We start from the raw sequence: 25,252 nt of genomic DNA on the forward strand, positions 1-25,252 counted from the left end.
TCAGTCCACGACAGCTTCTGAAGCTGAATAGCCCGCCTCGGTGACGGCTTTCTGCGGACGCCACCACTGTTCGTTGTCGCGGTACCACTCCACCGTGGCTTCCAATCCACTGCGGAAATTGCGGTACAGCGGCTGCCATCCCAGTTCCCGTTGAATTCTTCTCGGGTCGATCGCGTACCGCATATCGTGACCTGGGCGGTCGGTGACGAAGTCGAATTCGTCCGGTTTGCGCCCGAAAATTTCGAGCAGGGCGGCAATCACCGTCCGGTTATCCGTTTCACCATCCGCGCCGATCAGGTACGTTTCACCCGACTTTCCTCGTTCCAGGATGTCCCACACCGCACGGTTGTGATCGTCGACGTGAATCCAATCTCGGACGTTGCGGCCTTCCCCGTACAACCGGGGACGCACACCATCGATCAGATTTGTGATCTGACGTGGAATGAACTTCTCGACATGCTGAAACGGACCGTAATTATTGGAGCAATTGGAGATAGTCGCCTCGATACCGAACGAACGCACCCACGCCCGCACAATCAGGTCGCTCGACGCCTTCGACGCCGAATATGGACTCGAAGGGTTGTACGGCGTCGACTCGGTGAAACGCGTCGGGTCATCCAACTCGAGATCGCCGTACACCTCGTCCGTCGAGATGTGGTGGTACCGGACCTTGTGCGCCCGAACAGCTTGCAACAGCGAGAACGTACCCATCACGTTCGTCCGGATAAAAGGCTCCGGATCACTCAAAGAATTGTCGTTGTGGCTTTCGGCCGCAAAATGGACCACTGCGTCGGACCGCGACACCAACTCGTCCACCAGTGCCTGATCGGCAACATCACCATGGACGAAGTGGATGCGGTCCTCCACCTCGGCTAGCGAGCTCCGATTACCGGCATAGGTGAGAGCATCGAGAACCGTAACCTCGACGCCCGGACGCGACGCCACCGTCTGGTGAACAAAATTGGCGCCGATAAACCCGGCACCCCCAGTGACCAGCAGTCGCACCTTCATCTCCTCAAGCTTGCCGAACCCCTTCGAACCTTACCGCTCATCGGTGCCCGATCCGTTTGCTTCGATCCGCACGCGTACAGGACACTGCACGTATGCGTGGAATCATTCTGGCCGGCGGCACAGGCTCTCGCCTGCACCCGATCACTCTCGGAGTGAGCAAGCAGATGCTGCCGATCTACGACAAGCCGATGATCTACTACCCGCTTTCCACATTGATGCTGGCGAATATTCGCGACATCCTCATCATCACCACACCGCACGACGCCGAACAATTCAGGCGACTGCTCGGTGACGGTTCTCAATTCGGCGTCAATCTGACCTACGCGATCCAGCACGAACCGAACGGACTCGCAACAGCATTCGTCCTCGGCGCCGAACACATCGGGAACGACTCCGTTGCACTTGTCTTGGGCGACAACATCTTCTACGGCCCAGGCCTGGGCACCCAACTGAAACGATTCTCGGACATCGACGGAGGAGCGATCTTCGCCTACTGGGTCGCCGATCCCACCGCCTACGGTGTCATCGAGTTCGACGACGCCGGACGTGCTATCTCCATCGAGGAAAAGCCCGAATCTCCGAAATCGAACTACGCCATCCCCGGACTGTACTTCTACGACAGCGACGTTGTGGACGTCGCGCGAGACCTGAAGCCCTCCGACCGAGGCGAATTCGAAATATCCGACGTCAACCGCCACTACCTCGATGCCGGCCGCCTACAAGTGGACATCCTCCCCCGCGGAACCGCCTGGCTCGATACCGGAACCTCGGACTCCCTTCTCGAAGCCGCCAACTACGTGCGAACAATCGAGCACCGCCAGGGCCTCAAAATCGGTTCGCCCGAAGAAGTTGCCTGGAGGCAGGGATTCATCACCTCCGACCAAATGCGCTCCCAAGCAGAAACTTTGGGAAAATCTGGCTACGGCGACTATCTCCTCGCCCTACTCGAACACGGCAAGGAATGGTGACATGGACATCCGTGAACTGAAAATTGCCGGAGCTTGGGAAATCACTCCCCGACAGTTCGGCGACAACCGCGGCGTTTTCCTCGAGTGGTTCAAAAGCTCAGCCTTCACCGCCGCAACAGGCCGCAAACTCGAACTGGCGCAAGCTAATTGCTCGGTATCCGCGGCAGGTAGTCTGCGCGGAATCCACTTCACCGACACCCCTCCCGGGCAAGCCAAGTACGTCACCTGCGTCAAAGGAGCATTCCTCGACGTCATCGTCGACCTGCGTGTCGGATCCCCGACCTTCGGTGAATGGGATTCCGTCCTGATTGACGACATCGACCGCAAAGCCGTCTACTTGTCCGAAGGCCTGGGGCACGCCATCCTGTCCCTCGAAGACGGATCAACCGTCATGTATCTCTGCAGCATCGAGTACTCCCCACAATTCGACCGCGATCTCAACCCATTCGATCCGGAATTGAACATCGCCTGGCCCACCACCGACCGGGCAGGTCAACCCCTGGCCTACGAACTGTCCGCGAAAGATTCTGATGCACCGTCACTCGAGTCACTTCGTGCGCAAGGACTTTTGCCCCGGTTCGAGTGCCCCGTTTTGTGATCGTGCCGGCGCCGAATCGGTAATCTGCAGCAAATAAGGTTCCGCGGTATTAGGTAAGGGGTACTGGGTAAGGGGCACTGGGTACACGGACTGGCATGAGTACACCAACGACATGGGTACACGGATGAGCGAAAGCAGTGGTAGCGGGGGCATCAAACGTGGCCTGTGGATCGCCGCCCTACTCGTACTGGGGCTCGGTGGCCTCACTCTGGCCGCGCCGCCGCTGACACCCAGCTCACTGCAACCACCGAGCTCACTGCAACCAGACGCGCAATCTCCAGTCACGGTCATCACCACCACCCCACCGCCGCCTGCGATTTCGCTCACGCCGCAGGAACTGGTCGCGCGAGTCGTCCCCAGCATCGTCACCATCACTTCTTCCGCCAGGTTCACCACCACAGCGGGAACAGGCATCGTCCTGTCTCCGGACGGGGTTGTATTGACCAACCATCACGTGATCAGTGGCGGCACCGAAATCACGGCCGTGAACATGTCCAACGGACTGATCTACGACGTGGAAGTACTCGGCTACGACAGCGGCCAGGACCTCGCAGTACTCCGACTCGTCGGAGCGTCCGACCTCCCGACCGCCACGGTGGGAAGTTCACAGAGAGCCGCTCGAGGCGACCCGGTTACTGCCATCGGAAACGCTGACGGAGAGGGAGTTCCACTTCCTGCGCCCGGCACCATCACCGGTTTCGGGGTTACAGTCAACACTCGAAATTCGACGGATGGCTCACGAAATCAGTTGAAGGGTCTCATCGAGGTGAATGCCGATATCCGGCCTGGCGATTCTGGCGGACCTCTTGTGAATGCGGCTGCCGAATTGATCGGAGTCAGTAGCGCCGGCAATGCCATCGAAGATCGAACGGAAGTCTCACCCGCCCCGCAGTCTTACGCGATCCCGATCGACACGGCTCTTCCGATTGTCGACCAAATACTCAGCGGTCGCTCCTCGGAGACGGTGCGGGTGGGGCCCACGCCGGTGCTGGGCGTGGCAGTCAAAGATCACGTGGGATCGCCTCCCGGCGCGGAAGTGGTTGCAGTGAGCTTCGATTCGCCCGCCGAGGTGACCCGGGTTGCCAAAGGCGACGTGATCACCGGGTTCGGCGGTGCTCACATCACCTCGACGTCCGACCTGAATATCGCGATGAGCATGCGCCGCCCCGGCGATACGGTCGAATTGATCTGGTTCGACGCGCAAGGTCAACAGCGGTCAGGTTCCCTCGTCCTCGACGAGGGTCCGCCGCGCTGAACCACATCAAGCTCGTCAATTCGGCTCAGGATCTTGAACCTCGCCCGAATGCCTTCGCTGCCGATTCGGGTCTCCTCGGTGGAGTTTCTTGCGCCACGCGATGATCGAATGCGCTCGTTCCAGCAGTTCCCGTGGATGGTGCCGGGAGTTCACTCGTGGCCGCCGTTCCGGATCGATGTGCGCCGGTGGTGTCCACTCCGTTCGTCCGGCGTGTCCGTCATTCTCGTTCCGCGAGTTGGTTTTCCAGCCATGCGAACCCTTTTTCACCAGGCCGTGGCAACTGTCACAGACAAGGGTGAGGTTTTCGATGTCGGTGAGTCCGTCATCATTCCATTCGGTCATGTGGTGGACGGCGCACCGCGATGGCGGTGCGTCACAGTCGGGCCGCGTACATCCTCGATCAGCTGCAATCAGAGCCAGGCGTTGATCAACAGTTGCGAGGCGCTTCCCACGGCCGAAATGCAATGGACGGCCGTCATGATCGAAGAGAACCAACACCGGATGAGATTTCTCGGACATCGCGAGTGCGTCTCGAATCGGCAGGATACCGCCGGTTGCAGTGGTTGCGACACCACCGATCGATTCCTCCAACTGTTCCAACGTCATGGTGACGATGACCGTCGCAGGAAGACCGCGATGGTTGCCCAACGCACCTCCGTCAAGGACGCATTTCATCAGTGCAGAGAACGCGTCGTGGTTTCGCTGGCCGGCGGTACGCGTGTCACGAGACGCGGCTGCTGCAATTTCCGACTCGCCCACCTCGGAGCAGTCCCCACCAGGTGATTCCGGATCGTCCGGGTTGTTCATCCCTGGTCTTGCCCATTTGGCGAGCACAACATCAAGTTGGGCCTTTGCAACCGGATCGAGCTCACCGGAAATCCGCGACATCAGATCTGCGTCCTGCCTGCGCACGCTGAGGTACCGCCGCCGTCGCCGATCCCTGTCGTCGGTTAGTTCACCGTCGGGGTTGAGCCAGGCCAATGCCTCGATTCCGGCTGCCGTCACCGCTTCGGGAGTGCCCGTACGCGCATATTCGGCAAGCACCATTTCGAGGCTTTGTCGGTCTTCGAAATCAAGTGCCGCAGGCGCTTTGTGCATGACATCCGCTATCGCCGATATGTGATCTCGGCCGATATCCCCGTCACGCGCAGCGTCTCCGGTCTCGGGAAGCACAGCTGGAGTTGACTCCCCGAACGCCGAGACTTGTTGCACCACAGACCGGGCCGCCCGGACGCGCCGCGATGCATCGGACGCGGAGATTCGGAGAACCTGCACGAGCAGTTGATTGGGCGATCGAAGCCCCTGCCCCACGTGGAGACAGCGTTCCATTCCCTCGGCCACGAGCTGGTACCCAACAGCATCAACCAGCCGAACTGCTCGCTCGAGATCTCGCAAAGCAGCGATGATGCCGTCGTCGGTCAACGCCGAAGACGAGCACTGCACCAATTCTTCGGCAGCGCAGGACAACACATCGACCAACTGGCGATGACCCCCGTCATCTGGTGCAATATCGCTCACTGAACCCCCCGGTTCGAACTTGCACCACACCCTATTCCGAGGGTCCGACAAGAAGTCCAGGCTCGACAACGAACGAGCATCCGTCAAGACTCAGGCGATGCGCACCCGAATGAACGTTGCGACGTCACGGAGAGCCGCACGACTTTCCGGGAGGCTCGGCCACACCGCTGGGAAAGCGTGAATCTGACCGTCCCAGATTTGCAGTGAACATTCGACGCCGGCTGCCGAAAGTCGTTGTGCCATCAGTTCCGAATCCACTCTGAGCACTTCGGATTCCGCTGCTATCAGCAGCGACGGCGGAAGCCCCGCAAGATCCCCGTCGACCGGCGATTCCATCACGCCGCCCAACGCACCGATTGCCGTCAAGGCCGAAACCGGGGCGATGACATCGCGTCGAGCATTGGCGTGTGCAGATTTGGCGGTGCAGTCCAGATCGAGGAATGGCGACAACCCAACCAACCCGGCAGGCGCAAGATCAGTGGCCGCCGCGGCCAACGCTGTTGCGAACACCAGAAATCCGCCCGCCGAATCACCGACGAAGACAGTCTTTTCCGGCAATCCGCCCTGCGCGAGAAGCCAGTGATAGGCGCTCAGGCAATCATCGACCGATCCGCTGATGCTCGTGTACGGCAACTGCCGGTACGCAAGATGCAATACCGGCAGACCCGTCCGCTTGGCAATGCTCGCGACCACGGGACGATGTGTGTTGAGTCCGCAACACATGAAGCCGCCCCCGTGCAGGTACAAAACCGCTCCGTCGCGAATATCGGCCGTCGAACCGGCGATGCGCACCAATTCTCCGTCGAAACCCGATCCCCCGCCGCGATCAGGGAAACGAATCACCTCGCGATCGATTCCCGACGGTATTCGCATCCCTGCCGCGGAGTCCAATACCGCAGCGCGACGAATTGCGCCGTGTGTCAACGGCGCCGCTCCGACAACCGGACGCACCATCGCGCGACACACGTTGTAGAGAATCCGGGACTCGACACTCGGACTGCCGTAGCGGGTGCCGGTTCGACGAGTGATTATCGGAGACGGGGACATCCGCCTAGATTAAGTGCGGTCAGTTCCCGGTGAGGTCGACTTCGTCAAGATCTTCGACGATAGTGACTTTTCGTTTCCGTCCACCGATCACTTTCCCGAGGTTGCGTAATCCACCGGATGCCGGCTTGGGTGCGGGCGGGATGCGCTGGGGTGCAACGCGGGTGCGGGCCGCACGTTGCACCGGCTTAGGAGCGGGTACCACCGGTACTGCAGGAATAACGGGCGCAGCAGGAACAACAGAAGCAGCAGGAACGGCCGGCGCGGTGTCAACAATCAGCTCAGCCACCTCGACAACTTCAGGCAGCACAACCTCAGCCACTTCCACAACCTCAGCCACTTCCACAACCTCGGCTACTTCGACAAGCTCAGGCAAGGCAACCGTCGCCTCGACCTGCGCCGGCCCGTCAAATACGGGGAATTCCAGTGCCCAGCGGACGCGGCTGTCCAACCACCGCGAGTCGAGTTCGCGAAGAAGTTCCGGATGCCACGACGCTTCCTGAGTGTCACCGAAGGTTCGTGTGTCGTCGCTGACCCACAGTATTTCGGTGCCGGGATTCCGATCGGCCAGATCGAGCAGGGTCAACCAGTTCAGTGTCGCGGGATAGCCGTCGCGCTTTTTCTTGTCGACGTACGGCCGTTGCATCGCTATCGCGCGCTCCGCCACAAGCAGGTGCGGCACGTCGACAGGGTCGATGACCTCGATTCCGATTCCCTGCAGGTCGTCGACCAGATCCTGGACATAGCCGTCCGCTTTGTCGTGGGCGGCGTCGATGAATCGGGTGAGGTCCCGGCGTAGGCCGAGGCGGTCGTACATCCGCGCCTGCACGCTGAGTGCGGCGATCATGTCCGCTGATTCCTTGCGGTAGCGATTGGCGACGTCGAGGACAGCGAGACGCGGGACGACAACGCGAAGTCCGCGGGTCTTGGCGTCGGCGACGGAATTGTCGAACCGTGCGCCCCGGACCAAGGCAGAGGAGTCGAGGACGATGATCATGACCTGCATTCTCCCTCAAGAACGGGACGAATGCGCTAATTCACGCAGCCCTCATTTACTTGATCCCTCATTTACTTGATATTGAAGATCACAGCTCGCTGAACGATGAAGTTGATGACCGTTGCGGTGCCCTGCGCGATGACAAACGCCAAAGGCATACGCCACCATTCGTCGGCGAGCACGTGCAACATCACTGCATTGAGACCGACCTGAACGGCAAAGGTCACCGCGTACAACACCACAACGGCGATGAACCGGGCACGCGACGGCTCCGCTTTGAATGTCCACCGGCGATTGATCAGATACGCCGTGGTGGTGCCGGCAACGAAGCTCAGAGCTTTTGCTGCGGTGAACGACAATCCCAACGCGTGGAGCAGCGCATACAACCCGTAATCCACGATCGCGGACAGCCCACCCGTCGCAACAAACCGGACGATCTGCGTCTTCAGGTCAATTGCGTCATCGGCGAGGTCCGTCGTGACGGGAATCTCCACCGGCAAAGGGACGTGGGGTTCGTGCTGGTGGTTCGCAGGCGTTTCGGGCACGACGACGAGCGTAACGACTCCGGCCCACTCCGTCCGGCTCTACTCCCAGGTAACCTCTACGTTGATGTCCACGACAGCAGAAGAGACGCCCAAGCAGGCTCTCCACACCCAAGCCCGCACCCTCACCGGTTGGGGACGCACCGCCGCCACCACTGCACAGGTGTTGTCCACCCCTGACGTGGAAGTGATCGCCAGTGCGGTCGCCCAGGTTGCGGAGAAGAACGAGTCCAAGCCGTCGCACCTGCGACGCGGTGTCATCGCACGCGGTCTCGGCCGTTCGTACGGTGATCCGGCGCAGAACGCGGGCGGCCTGGTCATCGACATGAATGCGCTCAACCGTATTCATCGCATCGATCGTGACACTGCTTTGGTGGACGTCGACGCCGGGGTGAATCTGGATCAGCTGATGAAGGCTGCTCTGCCGTTCGGTCTGTGGGTTCCGGTGCTGCCGGGTACTCGTCAGGTCACGATCGGCGGCGCCATCGGTTCCGACATTCACGGCAAGAACCACCACAGCGCGGGCAGCTTCGGCAACCACGTCGTGTCGTTGGATCTGCTGACGGCCGACGGCAAGGTTCGTACCCTCACTCCCAAGGGCGGGCGTAACGATCCCAAGGCCGCGCTGTTCTGGGCCACGATCGGCGGTATGGGCCTGACGGGCATCATCTTGCGCGCGACTATCAAGATGACACCGACCGAGACGGCATATTTCATCGCCGACGGCGACGTCACAAATAGCCTCGACGAGACCATCGCGCTGCACAGCGACGGCAGCGAGGCCAACTACGAGTACTCGAGCGCCTGGTTCGACGCGATCGCAGCGCCGCCGAAGCTCGGCCGTGCGGCAATCTCGCGAGGATCCCTGGCGAAGCTCGATCAGCTTCCGGCCAAGCTGCAGAAGAACCCGCTCGCCTTCGACGCGCCGCAGCTGCTGACGTTCCCCGATATCTTCCCGAACGGCCTCGCCAACAAGTTCAACTTCTCGGCGATCGGCGAAGTCTGGTTCCGTAAGTCGGGAACATACCGCGGCAAGGTCCAGAATCTGACGCAGTTCTACCACCCGCTCGACATGTTCGGTGAGTGGAACCGCGCCTACGGATCCAACGGATTCCTGCAGTACCAGTTCGTGGTTCCGCCGGAGGCTGTCGAAGAGTTCAAGAAGATCATCGTCGACATTCAGCGCAGTGGTCATCACTCGTTCCTGAATGTGTTCAAGCTCTTCGGCGAGGGCAATCAGGCGCCGCTCAGCTTCCCGATCCCGGGTTGGAACATCTGCGTCGATTTCCGCATCAAGCCGGGCCTCAACGAATTTGTCACCGAACTCGACAAGCGGGTTCTCGAATTCGGCGGACGCTTGTACACGGCGAAGGATTCGCGGACGTCAGCAGAGACCTTCCATTCCATGTACCCGCGCATCGACGAGTGGATGGCGACGCGCCGAAAGTACGACCCCACAGGCGTTTTCGCCTCCGATATGTCCAGAAGGCTGGAACTGTGATCAACGCTGTAGGTAATCCGCAAACTGTTTTGCTTCTCGGTGGAACGTCCGAGATCGGCCTCGCGATGTGCGAGGAGTACCTGAAGAAGTCGCCGCTGCGCATCATTTTGGCGACGCTGCCCGGCGACCCCGGCACCGATGCCGCAGTCAAGGGGCTCGAAGCCAAGAGCGCCACCAAGGTCGAGGTCGTCGACTTCGACGCCGTGAAGTTCGACAGCCACCCCGACGTCATCGACAAGGCCTGGGCAGGCGGCGATGTCGATGTCGCGATCGTTGCGTTCGGCTTGGACGGTGACGCCGAAGAACTGTGGCAGAACCAGCGCAAGGCTGTACTGGTCGCGAACGTCAACTACACCGCAGCGGTGTCGGTCGGCGTGCTGATCGGCGAGAAGATGAAGGCTCAGGGCTTCGGCAAGATCATTGCCATGTCGTCTGTTGCCGGCGAGCGCGTGAAGCGCGCCAACTTCGTCTACGGCTCCACCAAGGCCGGCCTGGACGGTTTCTACCTGGGCCTCGGCGAGGCTTTGGCGGAGTTCGGCCCGAGCGTCACCGTGGTTCGACCGGGCATGGTGCGCACCAAGTTCAGCGCCCACGTCAAGGAAGCGCCTTTGACGGTCAACAAGGAAGACGTCGCGAAGCTTGCTGTTGCAGCGTCGGACAAGGGCAAGGAAATTGTCTGGGCTCCGGGCCCGTTCCGCTTCGTGATGATGGCTCTACGCCACGTGCCGCGACCTATCTTCCGGAAGCTGCCCGTCTAAGCTCTTTTTCGTGTCACAGACAACAGCTGAACCAACTCTGACAACTGTCTCCCCGTCGCCGTGGCGTAACGCCGCGGCGACGGTGGTGGAAATGGCGCTCGCGGCCCTGGTGGCCGTAGTCGTCGCCGCTGTCGGACTGTTCGCGTTCAGCCAGGTCGACTGGCCGGCTTTCACGTCGTCGAATGTCACTCAGGCCGTCACCACGGTCTTGCAAGTCGTCTGTATCGCCGTAATCGGCGTGGCCGTTTTGATGTTCCGCGCCCACAAGGCGCAGCGGACAGCAAAACTCCTCTCGTGGGCCGGCCTTTCGGGCTTCGTCACCACGACGCTCGGACTCCCCCTCGCCGCGACGACGCTGTATCTGCACGGCGTTTCGGTCGATCAACAATTCCGCACCGAATACCTGACTCGGCTCACGGATTCCGCTGCGCTGCATGACATGACGTATGTGGATCTCCCGCCGTTCTACCCGGCCGGCTGGTTCTGGGTCGGTGGACGCGTCGCAAATCTGCTGGGCATGGACGGCTGGGAAGCCTTCAAGCCCTACGCAATCGGGTCGATCGCAGTTGTCGCCGTGATTGCACTCGTGTTGTGGACCAAGCTCATTCGACGCGATTGGGCGGTGGTCGCGGCGTTGGCCGTCACCGCGGTTGTGTTGGCGTACAACTCTCCTGAGGCGTACGGCGCCGTCGTCAATCTTCTGATTCCGCCGGTCCTGATTCTGGCGTGGGGTGCATTGGATCGGCCGGGTTCGTCCCGGTTTGCCGGAGCGGGCGCAGTGCTCGGCACCGGCGTGTTCCTCGGATACGCAGCCACTGTCTACACGCTGTACCTCGCCTTTGCCGCCTTCTCAGTCACTTTGATGGCCGTCGTAGCAGCAGTAATGGCCGCGAGGGCCAAAAACACGTGGAAGGCAGCACTGAATCCGCTGATCCGGTTGGCAGTGATCGCCGCGATCGCAGGTGTAGTAGCCCTCACGGTCTGGACTCCGTACCTGTTGAAAGCACTTTCAGGGGCAACTTCCGAATCCGGCACAGCGTTCCACTACCTCCCGGATTCCGGCGCGGTACTTCCCTTCCCGATGCTGCACTTCTCACTCGTCGGCGCACTGTGCATGTTGGGCACGATCTGGTTGATTTCCCGATTCCTGTTCTCACGCCGGGCACGGGCACTGGGTATCGGCGTCATCGCCGTGTACCTGTGGGCCCTGCTGTCGATGATGTTCACGGTTGCCGGCAGCACGCTCCTCGGGTTCCGACTCGAACCCGTGCTGATCGCACTCCTTGCCGCAGCAGGTGTGTTCGGCTTCTTCGAGTTCGCCGGTTGGATCGTGTTGGCGACCAGTGAGAATCCGCGGGTCAAAGCGGTACTCGTCGCGCTCGGCGTCATCGGTGCGATTTCCTTTGCGCAGAATATCCCGCAGGTACTGGCCCCGGATATCGCTGTGGCATACAGCGATACCGACGGCAACGGCGAGCGCGGGGACAAGCGCCCGCCGGGAGCCGAAGCTAACTACGCAGACATCGACCGCATCATCCGCGAACAACTCGGCCGCGAACCCCACGATCTGGTGGTCCTGACAGCCGACATCGGATTCCTCAGCTTCTACCCGTATTTCGGTTTCCAGGGGTTGACGTCGCACTACGCAAATCCGTTGGCGGACTTCCGGGCCCGGGCCGAACTGATCGAGCAGTGGTCGGAACTGAAGACCCCTGACGAACTGATCGCTGCCCTGGATTCGGCGCCGTGGCGGGCACCCGACGCCTTTGTCTTCCGCCAGGGCGCCGACGGGTACACGCTGCGGTTGGCCGAGGACGTCTACCCCAACGATCCCAATGTCCGTCGCTATACGGTTACCTTCCCCAAGGAACTGTTCGACGATCCTCGCTTCACGGTCACGGAGCAGGGACCGTTCGTAGTTGTCACCCGCAACTGACCCGGTACCCCCGATAACATTAAACAAACGGGATATTCTTCACAGTCGGCTTGCCGAGGACGGTCGTTGACGCGCCCCCTCCGCACCCCTAACTTCATATCGTGACAAAAACCGATGCCCGCACAGCCATGATCGACGCGGCTGAGCGATTGGTGGCGGAACGCGGTCTGGCAGCACTGACCTTGCGCGATGTCCAGATCGAGGCTGGGCAGGCAAACAAGTCGGCAGCGCAGTACCACTTCGGTTCACGCGAAGGCCTGCTGTCCGCGGTGATCGACTCACGGATGAAGCCGGCCGCCGAGCGTCGACACGATCTCCTCAACGCGATCGACGTCGCACAGCAGCCGCCCACGATGCGTCAACTCGTGGAGGCGTCGGTGCTGCCGTTGGCCGAGCAGACGATCGAACGTGAGCACAGTTTGTACGCGCGTTTTCTGGTGCAGTCCATCTTCGATCCGGGGATGTCGACGGTCATCCGGGACCACCTGCAGGCGGCGACCTTTCGCGATGTTCAGCAGCGCATTGCGTCGGCGTCCTCGTTGCCCGCCGATATCGCGGAACTTCGCGCCGGCACACTCAGCATTTTGAGCATCGTGACATTTGCTACTTGGGAAGGACGAGTTCACAGCCCTGCGCAAGCCAAGCTGATCGTGGCCGATCTGATCGAGAGTTGCCTCGGCGCGTTGAACGCGCCGCCGCCCCAGGTCTGATCAGACCCGACCCAAGTAAAGACTCCTGGTAAGACAGGGGTCGAGTTTGTCCTCGCCATCACTGGGGTATTCGACTGCTTCACGACGCGGTTGACATAACAACTGCGCACCCATCGTGGCGGGGCAGGTGATGACATTGAGCGAACTCGTTGCGCAGAGTCACGAATTGGTTCCACATCGCGCGATCCTGGACGCAGCAGAGCACACTCTTGTCATTGCACGAGGCAAACCGTATGGCCCCGAGCAGGCATTTCACGAGTTGCTCAGCGTTGCGACACAGCATCGGATCGCGGTGCTCACGTTGGCGAGGGCCCTCATCGACGTGTCTCAAACACGTGAGCAAGAGAGTCTTCCGACTGATCTGCCGCATACCGTCGCCGTGGCGGAATGGGGAGCAATTCTCGATCTCCCCACTCGGGAAACGCTTCACACCCACGACCTTCACACCCACGACACCGACGGCCTCGAGATCGACGGTCACCCAGCCGACGAACCAGCTGTCGATTACCTACTGTCGACCGATCTTGCCGGTCGCATTGTTTTTGTGTCGCTGGCATTCACCATTGCGGCGATAGTGGGATTTTTTGCTCACGACTGGGCGCTCTTACTTCTGGTGACGGCGGCAAGCACGGCGTGGGCGGCAGTGGCGCTCACGATGAAAGTCCTGCGCGCCTCCCACACTCGCCGCCGGTCGATCACTAACAGCTACCGGCCAAATACACAGGCTTCCAATAACTCTCACCGTCACACTGTTGCAGCGTGACGGTGAGAGTGAGGAATTTCCTCATACCTCTTAAAGCCTCTGCGGAACTCCGTACGTCACGACAGTGTCCCCATTGGATGTCACGGCCTTTGCGTATGGCCGGATGGTGACCGGACCGATTGCGCCCTGCACGTAACCGTGGATTCCTGACAACCGCACCGTTGCTTCAGGCCCGTCGAAGGCCTGATCTGCCAACAGCGTCACGTCCGTGATTCCGCCCGGCGCCAGATCAACGTCGAGTTCCTGCGACGGGATGATGTCGCCACCAAGTACGAACGCATTCGAGATGTCGATACCCAGCGCCGGTTCGGGAATGAACCCGATACCGAGATTGGTTCCGCTCTCCACTCCCCAATCCAGGCCGGGACTGTTGAGGACGACTGTGGCACCGGCCAACGCGATCGGGTAGCCGATCTGATAGCCGATCGTCAGTAGGGTTCCGGTGAAACTGTCGGCGCCTGGGCCGTCGATTCGCACCGACGCAACGCCGTCGTGGAAGAACTCGACGCTGAGCGGTGAACTGTCGAGCGGCGGGACTGTGTGGATTGCCGTATCCATCTGCAGGACTTCTATTCGGTTTCCCTTGACGTCCGTGATCGAACTCGCGTTGTCGACTCCCGCCGACGCGGTGGTGCTGCCGAACGCGACGGCAAGGGCGGCCACTGCCCCGACCGCCCCGATCCGAGCCCTGTTACGAGCTTTGTTCCTACCCGATGCGCGTTTACCCCCTGCGCCGCCGCAAACCCGTGTCTTCGTCATGCACAAGCACCATCCCATCAGGTTGTGACCCCGATGGATTCCCGCTTTGTCGGGGAACGCGATCCGTCGGGGCTGTGTGAACGAATTCGGGGTACACGAATTCGAGCAGGACACCTCCGAGGTACCCAGGTCACAAAGGCGCCAAACTCGACCGACCGGTTATCTCGAATCAGGCACGAGAGGGCCGGAACTGCCCCGAATCCGGCCTGCTCGCGCTGCTGTAGGCAGGCCTCGAGGGCATTGTTCGTTACGCTGGCGGGATAAGTTATCGAATCGATACCTTGAGTGCTGCCTCGTAACCGTCGAGTCAACCCCGAGTCACCCACCGAGGAAACCACCGAGATTGGTTTCATCCGAAAGGCGCCGACTGTATGACCGAGACTCTGCCCGAACCTCAACAACAGCTGGTCGAGGCGACACCGGGGCGGGTCCGTTCAGTTATCAGCCGTGGCCGGATGGTCGATCTCGCCGTCATGGTGATCTTTGTCCTTGCTGCGTTCTGGGTGATGTCGAATCTCTGGCGCAATCTGGAGTCCGGTTATCTGGTCAACGCAGGCCGCGACCAGTCGATGTGGGAATGGTTCTTCGCCGACACGGCGCATGCGCTCTCGCAGTTCCGCACACCGTTGTTCAGCGACCTGCTGAATTATCCGCTCGGTGTGAACTTGATGGCCAATACCGCGATGTTCGGCATCAGCATGCCGCTGGCACCGCTCACCTTGATCTTCGGGCCGACACCGACCTATGCGATCGGGCTGACCTTAGGCTTGGCCGGTACCGCAATCGCCTGGTACTGGACGTTTTCCCGGCATGTGCTTACGGGCGTTTCAGTTCGGACGAAGTGTGCGGCCGCAATCGGCGGCGGGTTCTGCGGATTTGCGCCTGCCATGATTTCGCACGCGAACGGTCACCCGAATTTTGTGGCTTTCTTTGTCATTCCGTTCATCTTCATGCAGGTTATCCGCGTTTCACGTGGAACCAACCCGGTCAGGGACGGCGTCATCCTTGGCCTTCTCATGGCGTGGCAGATCTTCCTCGGCGAAGAACCACTACTGATCTTCACGATGTCCGCGATGGTGTTCGGCGCGGTGTACGCACTCTCGGATCTTCCGAGAGCGCGGGCGGCGATCAAACGCAGCTTGCCCGGCTTGGCCGTCGGCGCGATCGTGTCCATCCTCATCACTGCGATACCGCTCCATTCACAGTTCTTCGGCCCCGCGAGCTACGACGGCGTCGGCCACGGCCAGGCGGGAGCCGACTTCGGCGCATTCACCACCCTGCCCACCGAATCGCTGGGCGGCGACAAAACCGGCGCCGAGTACCGCATGAACCCCACCGAGGAGAACTCGTACTTCGGTTGGCCGATCGTCATTCTGATCTTCTTTGCAACCATCTGGCTGTGGAAGATGAAAATCACCCGCGCCGCTGCGGCTGTCATCGTCGTCATGGGCGTGTTGTCACTGGGGTCCGAGCTTGTCTACAAGGGTGATCACACCGGCATCACGCTGCCCTGGAAGTTCCTGGCGCATTTGCCGCTGTTCGAGTCGGTCCTGGAGTCGCGCTTTGCCATGGGTGCAATTCCCGCTATCGGGTTGCTTCTGACATTGGGCACGTATCGCGCGCTGGTGGAGCTTCGTAATCCTCGTGGCCCGGCCCGGATAGTGCCCGGAGCTTGGTTGGCGGTGCTGGCTGTTGCGGTGGTCGTCCTGATTCCGACGCGCATCGATACCGTCGAACGCCCCGATACCCCGCGGTTCATCACCAGCGGATCGTGGGAGAACTACGTCAGCGACGGCAGCCTCGTGTCGGTTCCCGTATCCAGCGGCGAAGAAGCACGGGCCATGCGCTGGCAGATCGACGCCGATTTCGGCTTCCCGATCGCCGGCGGCTACTTCGTCGGCCCGCATTCGGTGACCCGCGGCGGCATCTACGGAGCCGAGTCCCGCCCCACGTCGTCGCTTCTGGTGAAGACCAACGAAACGGGCCAGATACCCGTTGTCAACGCCACCACCCGCGCCGACGCACTCACCGACCTGCGATTCTGGCGCGCCGACGTCCTGGTGCTCCCGAAAGCGAGCAACGACAACGCGTTGCGCCAGACGGTCAACGCCCTCGTGGGCTTCGACGCCACCTCGGTCGACGACGTCTGGGTGTGGGACGTCCGTGACCTGGTGAGCGGCAAGACCACCAACAAGTAGCACTCTCTTAAGTCGTCTCTCAGGATGTAACCGCCGACACTCGCCTAACATCGTTCCTTGTGCCGTCTGACGTAGTAGTGCCCCCGCAGTCTCCCCCCACTGGCCCCGATGCTCGTCCCGAGTCGGATGCCCACCGGGTGCAGAAGGCACGACTCATCGCGATAGTCACGGGCCTGCTCGGCATGTTGCTTGCGCTTGCCACCCCGTTCCTCCCGGTCGATCAGAAGGCAGCAAGCCTCAGTTGGCCGCAGGACGGTTCTTTGAACAGTGTCTCGGCGCCGCTGATCTCGTACTCCCCGACCTCCCTCGACATCACCATCCCGTGCTCGACGCTTGGCCAACTCGGCGAAGAGGGCGGCACGCTGATCTCGACGATGCCGAACGGTGCGCCCGACCGCGATGCGCGCGGCCTGACCGTTCGGACCACCGCAGAGCGTCTCGAAGCGCTCACCCGCGAGTCCGTCCTGATCTCGGCGCCACTAGGCGAACTCGGCGGATGCACCGCGCTGACCATCACCAGCGACTACCAGCAGACCGTCGCCACCATCACCGGAATCGACGGTCTGACAACAACCCTGACCGGCGACTATCGTCCGCAGGTTGTCGGCATCTTCACCGATCTGCAAGGCGCGCCACCGGCTGGCCTCTCCGTCGACATGGATGTTGATTCCCGATTCTCCTCCAGTCCAACACTTCTCAAACTCTTTGCGATGATCGTTGCGGCACTCTCCACGATCGTCTCGCTGTACGCACTACACCGGATCGACGGCGTCGACGGCCGACGCGCGCGCCGTTTCCTTCCGGCGCGCTGGTGGAAATTCACGGGCGTCGACGGCCTCGTCATCGGAACGCTACTGCTGTGGCATGTGTTGGGCGCCAACACGTCCGACGACGGCTATCTCCTCGGCATGGCCCGCGTTTCGGAACATTCGGGATACATGGCCAACTACTTCCGTTGGTTCGGTGTGCCCGAGGCGCCGTTCGGTTGGTACTACGACGTCCTTGCTGCGTTCACCAAGGTGAGCACTGCCAGCATGTGGATGCGGTTGCCCGCGTTGATCGCCGGCATTCTGTGCTGGATGGTGATCAGCCGCGAGGTGATCCCGCGGCTCGGTGTTGCGGTGCGCCGCAACAAGGTTGCCATCTGGACCGGCGGCCTCGTGTTCCTCGCGTTCTGGCTGCCGTACAACAACGGTTTGCGTCCCGAACCGATCATCGCGCTCGGCGCACTCCTGACGTGGTGCTCGATCGAACGTGCCGTTGCCACAGGCCGTTTGCTACCTGCGGCGGTTGCGGTGCTGATTGCCGCGTTCTCGCTCGCCGCCGGCCCGTCGGGACTCATCGCGATCGGTGCGCTGCTGGCCGGCGCGCGCCCCATCGTGCAGATCTTGATCGCCCGCGGTAAACGAGTGGGATTCTTCTCGCAGATCATGCCGGTCCTCGCGGCCGGAACCGTCGTCCTTGTTGCGGTGTTTGCCGATCAGACATTGGCAACGGTGCTCGAATCGACCAGGGTGCGAACAGCTATCGGCCCCAACGTCCCGTGGTTCGAGGAGCGTGTCCGCTGGGACGCGTTGATGACCATCTCCCCCGACGGCTCGTTGGCACGCCGCTTCGGCATGTTCGTGATGATCGTGGGACTGATCTTCTGCGTCATGCTGATTCTGCGGAAGGGCCGCATTCCCGGCACCGCGATCGGGCCGTCGCGCCGGATCCTGGGAATCGTGTTCGCGTCGCTGCTCCTCATGCAGTTCACGCCGACCAAGTGGACCCACCACTTCGGTGTGTACGCGGGATTGGCAGCAACGGTGGCTGTTCTCGCGGCGGTGGGAGTCAGTGCGTCGAGCATGCGTTCCAAACGAAACCGCGCGCTCTTTGCCGCAGGCATCCTGTTCATCCTCGCCGTGGCGTTCACCAGCTCCAACGGCTGGTGGTACGTCGCGAGTTACGGCGTCCCGTGGTGGGACAAGCCGCCGTCCATCGCCGGTAAGGGCTTCTCCACCGCGTTCCTGGGCCTGACCATTCTCGCGTTGCTGCTGGCTGCGTGGTACCACGTGCGCGAACCGCTCGAGAAGTCGAAACCGCAGAAGAGCAACGGCCGGACGGCTCGCCTCCTCGCAGCGTCCCCGTTGACGATCGCGGCAGCCGCAGTTGTGCTGTTCGAGGTGTTGTCCCTTCTCAAGGGTGCGGTCGCGCAGTATCCCGCGTACTCGATCGGCAAGTCCAACGTCGAATCCGTCTTCGGCGGAAGTTGTGGACTCGCCGGTGAGGTCCTCGTCGAATCGGATCCCGATACCGGGGTTCTGCAATTGATCGACCCGCCCACCGACCTTGCCGGCGCCGGCGCTTTCGGAGCAACCGAATCAACCGGATTCACCCCGGACGGAGTGGCGAGCGACCTGACCGCTGACGCCGAGGACCAGGCGGCGGGCAGCGCCAACAGCCTCGACACCACTACCTCGGCAAACGGCACCACCACCCCGGGAACCGGCGCCGGAACCGGGGGCGGGTCGGCGTCGACCGCCGGAATCAACGGAAGCAATGTCGCGCTCCCGTTCGGCCTCGATCCCGCGACCACTCCGGTTCTCGGCAGCTTCGGCTCGCCGGAAGCCGCTTCCCTCACCACCGGTTGGTACGCCTTGCCGCAACGCAGTGACGCGGCGCCGCTACTGACCATCGCTGCGGCCGGACGGATTCGCTACGTCGACACCGACGGCATCGTCACACCCGGCGCGGTTGTTCACGTCGAGTACGGCAAGACGCAGGCAGACGGCACCGTGACCACGCTCGGCCAGGTCGACCCGATCGATATCGGCCCGTCCCCGTCGTGGCGCAACCTGCGTGTCCCGATGGATCAGCTCCCCGCCGACGCGAACACCGTGCGTCTGATCGCCAGTGACAGCGACATCAGCGGCGAGAAGTGGGTTGCCCTCACCCCGCCGCGGGTCTCCGACATGCGCACTCTGCAGGACATCGTCGGATCCACCGATCCGGTGCTGATGGACTGGGCTGTCGGTCTTGCGTTCCCGTGCCAGCGCCCGGTCGACCATCTCTACGGTGTGGCCGAGGTTCCGGACTGGCGCATCCTTCCCGATCGCATCGGCGCAGAGTCCACCAACGCCTGGCAGGACCACTACGGCGGCGGTCCGCTCGGCTGGACCAGTGAGTTGCTCGCAGCCCGCACCTTGCCGACGTATCTCGACAACGACTGGGATCGCGACTGGGGTTCGCTCGAGCAGTACACGCCGCTCGATCCGGCGGCAGTTCCCGCTCAGATCGACGTGACAACCGAGACGCGTTCAGGCACCTGGACACCAGGTCCGATTCGTTACCAGTCGTAACTGTTACCGGTGGACCTACCAAACCTTCCGGGCACGGTAGGTCCACGGGTAACACTCGCATAACATCGGTAGCCGTGCCAGACGTCGCTACAGTGCCACCCTCGACTCCCAGTTCGCCGACTCCGAGTTCGCCGCCATCCGTTCCGGATGCACGGATGCGCTTCCGACAAACGCGATTGATCGCGATAGTCGCAGGTCTTATCGGATTTGTTCTGGCACTCGCCACCCCGCTTCTACCGGTGGTGCAGACGACGGCGGCGGTCAACTGGCCGCAGAACGGCGTCATCGGCGACGTCGAGGCACCACTGATGGCTCAGGTCCCCATCGACGTCAACGCGTCGATACCCTGCACCGCGGTCGGCTCGCTTCCTGCGGGCGGCGGCATCCTCCTGTCGACGGCCCCCGCCCAAGGCGACGGTGCAGCCCTCAGTTCCATGTTCGTTCGTGTGTCCGAAAGCAACGTCGACGTCCTGGACCGCAATGTCGTCGTGGCGTCGGCTGCGCGCGAGGACGTCGAGTCCAGTCGCTGCAGCGCCATCACGTTCAACTCCGACGTCGACCGGACCGCCGCGGAATTCGTGGGACTCACCTATCCAGACGGCAACCCGGTTCGTGGACAGCTCGACGGCGACTTCCGCCCCCAGGTTGTCGGCGTCTTCAGCGACCTCCCCGACGGTGCGGCGCCCGAGGGCCTCGGATTCTCGATGACCATCGATTCGCGGTTCTCGTCCAGTCCGACGACGCTCAAGCTGGTCGCGATGATCGTGGCCGCCCTGGCCACCATCGTGTCGCTGGTCGCCCTCGCCAAACTCGACGGAATCGACGGCCGTACTCACCGACGTTTCCTCCCCGCACGCTGGTGGAAGTTCTCCGCCCTCGACGGCGTTGTTGTCGGCACGTTGACGTTGTGGCACTTCATCGGCGCGAACACGTCCGACGACGGCTATCTCCTCACCATGGCCCGCGTTGCTCCCGACGCCGGATACATGGCCAACTACTTCCGCTGGTTCGGCGTCCCCGAAGCCCCGTTCGGTTGGTACTACGACGTGCTGGCCGTGATGGCCAAGATCTCGACGGCCAGCCCGTTCATGCGTCTGCCCGCGTTGATTGCCGGAATCCTGTGCTGGATGGTCATCAGCCGTGAAGTTGTTCCACGCCTCGGACGTGCAGTTCGCCGGAGCAACGTCGCGCTGTGGACCGGCGGCATGGTCTTCCTCGCTTTCTGGCTTGCCTACAACAACGGCCTGCGACCCGAGCCCATCGTTGCGCTCGGCGCGCTGTTGACGTGGTGCTCGATCGAGCGCGCCATCGCGACGGGCCGACTGTTCCCGGCTGCCATCGCAGTCCTGATCGGCGCCTTCACGCTGGCGGCTGCTCCCACCGGATTGATGTGTATCGCAGCACTTCTCGCCGGTATTCGACCCCTCGTCCGGATCGTTGTGAAGCGTCACCGCGAGGTCGGCACACTTCCACTCCTGGCACCGATCGCGGCGGCCGGAACCTTGGTGCTGGTGGTCATCTTCGCGGATCAAACCCTGGCCGGTGTTCTCGAAGCCACCCGTGTCCGCACCGTCATCGGACCGAATCTCGAGTGGTACAAGGACTTCCTGCGGTACTACTACCTCTTTGTCGACACGGTCGACGGCTCGGTAGCGCGACGCTTCGCCTTCCTGACGATGATCCTGTGCCTCTTCACGACGCTGTTCGTGTTGCTCCGACGCGGCCGCGTTCCTGGTGCTGCGACGGGTCCGTCGTGGCGTCTGGTCGGAGTTGTCTTCGGCACCATCTTCTTCATGATGTTCAACCCCACCAAATGGACTCACCACTTCGGCGCGTACGCCGGCATCGCCGGTTCGCTCGCGGCACTGACAGCTGTTGCAGTGTCCGCATCGGCACTGCGGTCACGCCGCAACCGCTCGGTATTCGTGGCGGGGCTACTTCTGATGCTGGCGTTGACCTTTGCCGGCATCAACGGCTACTGGTACGTCTCGAGTTACGGTGTGCCGTGGTTCGACAAGACCGTCTCCTTGAGCGGACACGAATCCAACACCCTCTTCCTTGCACTCTTCGGGCTCGCTCTGGCCGTCGCAGCCTGGCAGTACCTGCGCGAGGGATTTGCGGCGGCACCGGAGAAGCCGAACACAGCCAAGGGCAAGCGGATTCGCAAGTTTGCCGCAGCGCCTCTGACAGTGATTGCCGGCCTCATGGTGCTCTTCGAAGTCCTCTCCCTCCTCAAGGGCGCGGTCTCCCAGTACCCGGCCTACTCGTTGGGCCGTAGCAACATCGAAGCCCTGGCCGGAAAAACCTGCGGTATGGCCGAAGACGTGTTGGTCGAGACCGACGTCAATTCCGGCAATCTGGCGCCCATCCCCGGCCCCGGATTCAATGCCGAAGATCCCTTGGCCGGTGAAGCTGCGAAGGGCTTTTCCGCCAATGGCGTTCCCACCGACCTGACCGCGGACTACATCGAGGTCAAGCAGGGCATGGGTAACACGGACACCCAGAGTGTCGGCCCCACATTCGAAACCGGTTCGGACTCCGGAACCAGCGGCGGCACCGGCAATATCGGTGTCAACGGTTCCACCGCCAAACTCCCCTACGGGCTCGACCCGGCCACGACGCCCGTCATGGGAAGCTACCAGGCCGGTGTGCAGGAACCCGCGTCACTGACTTCGAGCTGGTATCAATTACCCACTCGCAGCGAACAATCCCCACTGGTTGTCATGTCGGTAGCCGGACGCGTCTGGTCCGTCGACATCACCGGCGCGGTCACCTACGGGCAGTCACTACTGGTCGAGTACGGCAAGACGCAGCCGGACGGAACAGTGGCACTGCAGGGTTCGTACATGCCGCGCGACATCGGGCCGGCGCCGTCGTGGCGCAACGTTCGTATCCCGATCGACGAACTTGCACCGGATGCCGACGCCGTCCGCGTGGTTGCGTTCGATCCCAACCTCACCGGCGATCAGTGGATGGCGTTCACGCCGCCGCGGGTACCGAAGCTCGAGACACTCAACTCGTACCTCGGCAGCGAGCAGCCGATTCTCCTGGACTGGGCTGTCGGCCTTCAGTTCCCGTGCCAGCGTCCGTTCTCGCACGCGAACGGCGTCGCGGAGATGCCGAACTTCCGCATCCTCCCCGACCGGCCGCTGGCTGTCAGTTCCACCGACACGTGGCAGTCCGCGGACAACGGCGGGCCGCTCGGGTTCACCGAGGTTCTTGCCGAGGCCACCGCAGTCCCGACGTACCTGAAGAACGACTGGGCCCGCGACTGGGGCTCACTCGAACGCTACGACCGGTACTTCCCGAATGCCGTTCCCGCAGACGTGGAGACGGGCACCGCAACCCGCTCGGGCATGTGGATGCCCGGCGAGATGCGGGTGCACTGACCTGCACTACCTACTCGCCTGCACTACCTACTCGGGTGCGACGTACGGAGACGGCTGAGACCGCTCCGACAACTACGACGCACCCGAGTAGTTGCCCGACGCCGGGCCGTTCACCGAGCAGCACAACCGCCAGCAGAACGGCGAGCACCGGCTGCATGAGCAGCAGCGTCGCACCTACCTCCGCGGGCAGCCGAGGCAGCGAATAGCCCATCAGCATCCAGCCCACCACCTGACCGACCAGTGCCAGAGCGGCCAGCCACGCGAATGCTTCCCAGCCCGGGGTGAAATCGATCTGCCCCCACAGTGATCCGATCAGGGAACCGGCAATGCCAGCCGACGTCGTCGACACCAGCACCTGACTCGCCGCACGGTCGGCTGCGCCGGTGCGGCCGACCACAAAGATGTAGCCGCCGTAGGCGATCCCGGAGATCAGGGACAGCACGGTTCCCCACAGCAGATCCTCACCTGCCGCGCCGCCGCCGAACACGCCTCCCGCCAGGGCAATTCCGGTAAACATGAAGGGCAAGGCAAACAGAAAGCGCAGCGGAACGCGATTGCCGAACACCAGCCAGGACAACGCGGGCACCACGATCACCTGTACGTTCACGACGACGCTTGCCATCCCGGCACCGATCATGAGAATCGACTGCGACCACAGAGCAAAGTCCAGGCCGAGCAGGATGCCGCCCACTGCCTGCAGCACCAGTGCCCGCCGAGTCGGCATTCCCACCCGGCGGTACTCCCGCCACGCCAACCACGCCAACGGCGGCAGGGCCAGGAAGCACCGGAAGAACACCGCCGTCGACGGCGATACATCCGCCAGCTTGATCAGAATCGAACTGATCGAGATAGCGGCGGCACCGCCGACGACAAGTAGCCGAGGATCGAAGCGAGCCTGAGCAATTCGGGTGGGTGTCGGCGCTGGCGAGGTCACGATGGTCACTCCGACAATGTTCCTGCCGCTAACTATTCAGCACAAGCAAATATTCAGATCGCATATTGCGTAGCATTACTACCGTGTTGAACCTCGAGAGGCTACGTGCCCTGCATGCCGTCGCAGAAAACGGATCAGTGGCCGCCGCCGCGCGCACCCTGCACGTCACGCCGTCTGGCATCTCACAACAGTTGAACAAACTCGAACGCGAAGTTGGTGTCGCGCTCCTCGTCCCCCAAGGCCGCGGCGTACGGCTCACCGAAGCGGGCCGCGTCCTCGCCCGGCGAACCGCCGAGGTTCTCTCGGTACTCGCTCAGGCCGAGGCTGAAATCGCGTCACTGCAAAGCGAAGTGACCGGACGCCTACGCCTGGGCGCCCTGGTGTCCCCCAGTCGGACCGTGGTGCCGCAGGCTATCGCCCAGATAAAACGCGCACATCCGCAACTCGAGATCACCTTCACCGAAGGCGAATCCGAGGAACTGCTCCCCGCCCTTATCCGCCGCGACCTGGACGTTGTTGTGGTCGACAGCTGGAGCACCCTGCCCATCGAACTCCCTGAAGGACTCTCGTTCACGCCGGTATACGACGACGTCGCGGTAGTGGCCATCCCTGCATCACATCCACTGGCCGACAACAAGGTGGTCGCGCTCAGCGAATTGTCCGACCACGCGTGGGCAAGTTGGACCCGCGGCACGGATTTCCACACCTTCACCGTCAGAGTCCTGCGCGCGCAGGGCTTCGACCCACGGATCGAATACGAAGTCGCCGAGTTCCCCGCTCAAGTGGAATTTGTAGCCCAGGGTCTTGCCGTGGCCCTGATTCCGCGTCTCGCGAGAGTCACACCACCGGAAGGTGTTCGGATGCGAGACACCATTCCCCCGCTACGACGCGACATCTACGTGGCCTGGCGAACCGACAGTGAGCGGCCGGCTGTGCGAGCAGCGGTCGAAGCGCTGCGCAAGCAATTCGACGCACTGGACACCATGCACTAGACGCACCGTTCAACGACAACGACCCGGAACCCCGAAGG

The 25,252-nt window shown here is 62.1% G+C and carries 19 protein-coding genes; 12 read left to right on the forward strand and 7 right to left on the reverse strand.

The features are described from left to right. Positions 1-1,005 (reverse strand): dTDP-glucose 4,6-dehydratase, encoded by a 1,005-nt coding sequence (rfbB, locus tag ACFRFQ_RS26555; RefSeq protein ID WP_378664658.1) that lies wholly within the window; start codon positions 1,003-1,005, stop codon positions 1-3. Between the two features lie 98 nt (positions 1,006-1,103). Between rfbB and rfbA the strand changes: the two genes are divergently transcribed. From rfbA to ACFRFQ_RS26570, 3 genes are all read left to right on the forward strand, one after another. After that, a complete protein-coding gene (gene rfbA / locus ACFRFQ_RS26560) occupies positions 1,104-1,979 on the forward strand; it encodes a glucose-1-phosphate thymidylyltransferase RfbA (protein ID WP_378664481.1) in 876 nt (291 codons plus the stop codon). Position 1,980: 1 nt separating this feature from the next. Further along, a complete protein-coding gene (locus ACFRFQ_RS26565) occupies positions 1,981-2,577 on the forward strand; it encodes a dTDP-4-dehydrorhamnose 3,5-epimerase family protein (protein ID WP_378664483.1) in 597 nt (198 codons plus the stop codon). Positions 2,578-2,701: 124 nt separating this feature from the next. Further along, a complete protein-coding gene (locus tag ACFRFQ_RS26570; protein ID WP_378664485.1) occupies positions 2,702-3,832 on the forward strand; it encodes a S1C family serine protease in 1,131 nt (376 codons plus the stop codon). A 15-nt stretch (positions 3,833-3,847) separates the two neighbouring features. Here the strand turns inward: ACFRFQ_RS26570 and ACFRFQ_RS26575 are convergent, their stop codons facing one another. The 4 genes from ACFRFQ_RS26575 to ACFRFQ_RS26590 form a co-directional block, all read right to left on the reverse strand. Continuing rightward, the gene (locus ACFRFQ_RS26575; RefSeq protein ID WP_378664486.1) at positions 3,848-5,350 is read right to left on the reverse strand and encodes a DUF222 domain-containing protein; all 1,503 of its coding nucleotides are present in this window, start codon (positions 5,348-5,350) and stop codon (positions 3,848-3,850) included. Positions 5,351-5,440: 90 nt separating this feature from the next. Next, positions 5,441-6,397 carry an alpha/beta hydrolase gene (locus ACFRFQ_RS26580; RefSeq protein ID WP_378664488.1) on the reverse strand — a complete coding sequence of 319 codons (957 nt, stop codon included), beginning with the start codon at positions 6,395-6,397 and terminating at the stop codon, positions 5,441-5,443. 19 nt (positions 6,398-6,416) lie between these two features. Beyond that, entirely contained in the window at positions 6,417-7,391 is a 975-nt protein-coding gene (locus ACFRFQ_RS26585; protein ID WP_378664490.1) for a PIN domain-containing protein, read from the reverse strand. A gap of 71 nt (positions 7,392-7,462) precedes the next feature. Continuing rightward, on the reverse strand, positions 7,463-7,936 hold the full coding sequence (locus ACFRFQ_RS26590) for a GtrA family protein (RefSeq protein WP_378664491.1): 474 nt from the start codon (positions 7,934-7,936) through the stop codon (positions 7,463-7,465). A gap of 64 nt (positions 7,937-8,000) precedes the next feature. Here ACFRFQ_RS26590 and ACFRFQ_RS26595 point away from each other — a divergent pair, with 64 nt between their 5' ends. The 5 genes from ACFRFQ_RS26595 to ACFRFQ_RS26615 all read left to right on the forward strand — a co-directional run bounded on the left by ACFRFQ_RS26595 (position 8,001) and on the right by ACFRFQ_RS26615 (position 13,601). After that, complete coding sequence (locus ACFRFQ_RS26595; protein WP_033235146.1) at positions 8,001-9,434, forward strand: FAD-binding oxidoreductase; 1,434 nt, start codon at positions 8,001-8,003, stop codon at positions 9,432-9,434. Next, positions 9,431-10,192: a decaprenylphospho-beta-D-erythro-pentofuranosid-2-ulose 2-reductase gene (locus ACFRFQ_RS26600; RefSeq protein ID WP_378664493.1), complete on the forward strand. Its 762-nt coding sequence runs from the start codon at positions 9,431-9,433 to the stop codon at positions 10,190-10,192. The genes ACFRFQ_RS26595 and ACFRFQ_RS26600 overlap by 4 nt, the downstream gene beginning before the upstream one ends. Before the next feature lie 91 nt (positions 10,193-10,283). Further along, positions 10,284-12,128 (forward strand): galactan 5-O-arabinofuranosyltransferase, encoded by a 1,845-nt coding sequence (locus tag ACFRFQ_RS26605; RefSeq protein ID WP_378664660.1) that lies wholly within the window; start codon positions 10,284-10,286, stop codon positions 12,126-12,128. Between the two features lie 101 nt (positions 12,129-12,229). Next, positions 12,230-12,838 carry a TetR/AcrR family transcriptional regulator gene (locus ACFRFQ_RS26610; RefSeq protein ID WP_378664495.1) on the forward strand — a complete coding sequence of 203 codons (609 nt, stop codon included), beginning with the start codon at positions 12,230-12,232 and terminating at the stop codon, positions 12,836-12,838. 130 nt (positions 12,839-12,968) lie between these two features. Further along, complete coding sequence (locus tag ACFRFQ_RS26615) at positions 12,969-13,601, forward strand: ANTAR domain-containing protein (protein ID WP_378664497.1); 633 nt, start codon at positions 12,969-12,971, stop codon at positions 13,599-13,601. A gap of 30 nt (positions 13,602-13,631) precedes the next feature. On the opposite strand, the gene ACFRFQ_RS26620 is transcribed toward ACFRFQ_RS26615, so the two are convergent. Further along, positions 13,632-14,378: an MspA family porin gene (locus tag ACFRFQ_RS26620; RefSeq protein ID WP_378664498.1), complete on the reverse strand. Its 747-nt coding sequence runs from the start codon at positions 14,376-14,378 to the stop codon at positions 13,632-13,634. A 353-nt stretch (positions 14,379-14,731) separates the two neighbouring features. Here ACFRFQ_RS26620 and ACFRFQ_RS26625 point away from each other — a divergent pair, with 353 nt between their 5' ends. The 3 genes from ACFRFQ_RS26625 to ACFRFQ_RS26635 all read left to right on the forward strand — a co-directional run bounded on the left by ACFRFQ_RS26625 (position 14,732) and on the right by ACFRFQ_RS26635 (position 23,288). Continuing rightward, the gene (locus tag ACFRFQ_RS26625) at positions 14,732-16,558 is read left to right on the forward strand and encodes a glycosyl transferase (protein WP_378664500.1); all 1,827 of its coding nucleotides are present in this window, start codon (positions 14,732-14,734) and stop codon (positions 16,556-16,558) included. A gap of 59 nt (positions 16,559-16,617) precedes the next feature. Next, entirely contained in the window at positions 16,618-19,899 is a 3,282-nt protein-coding gene (locus ACFRFQ_RS26630; protein ID WP_378664502.1) for an arabinosyltransferase domain-containing protein, read from the forward strand. 155 nt (positions 19,900-20,054) lie between these two features. Beyond that, the gene (locus ACFRFQ_RS26635) at positions 20,055-23,288 is read left to right on the forward strand and encodes an arabinosyltransferase domain-containing protein (RefSeq protein WP_378664504.1); all 3,234 of its coding nucleotides are present in this window, start codon (positions 20,055-20,057) and stop codon (positions 23,286-23,288) included. 10 nt (positions 23,289-23,298) lie between these two features. Here the strand turns inward: ACFRFQ_RS26635 and ACFRFQ_RS26640 are convergent, their stop codons facing one another. After that, complete coding sequence (locus ACFRFQ_RS26640; protein WP_378664506.1) at positions 23,299-24,222, reverse strand: DMT family transporter; 924 nt, start codon at positions 24,220-24,222, stop codon at positions 23,299-23,301. 83 nt (positions 24,223-24,305) lie between these two features. Between ACFRFQ_RS26640 and ACFRFQ_RS26645 the strand changes: the two genes are divergently transcribed. Continuing rightward, positions 24,306-25,214 (forward strand): LysR family transcriptional regulator, encoded by a 909-nt coding sequence (locus ACFRFQ_RS26645; RefSeq protein ID WP_378664508.1) that lies wholly within the window; start codon positions 24,306-24,308, stop codon positions 25,212-25,214. Positions 25,215-25,252: the final 38 nt, after the last annotated feature.

It is taken from the genome of Rhodococcus sp. NPDC056743, from assembly GCF_042790355.1.
Classification (GTDB): Bacteria; Actinomycetota; Actinomycetes; order Mycobacteriales; family Mycobacteriaceae; genus Rhodococcus_F.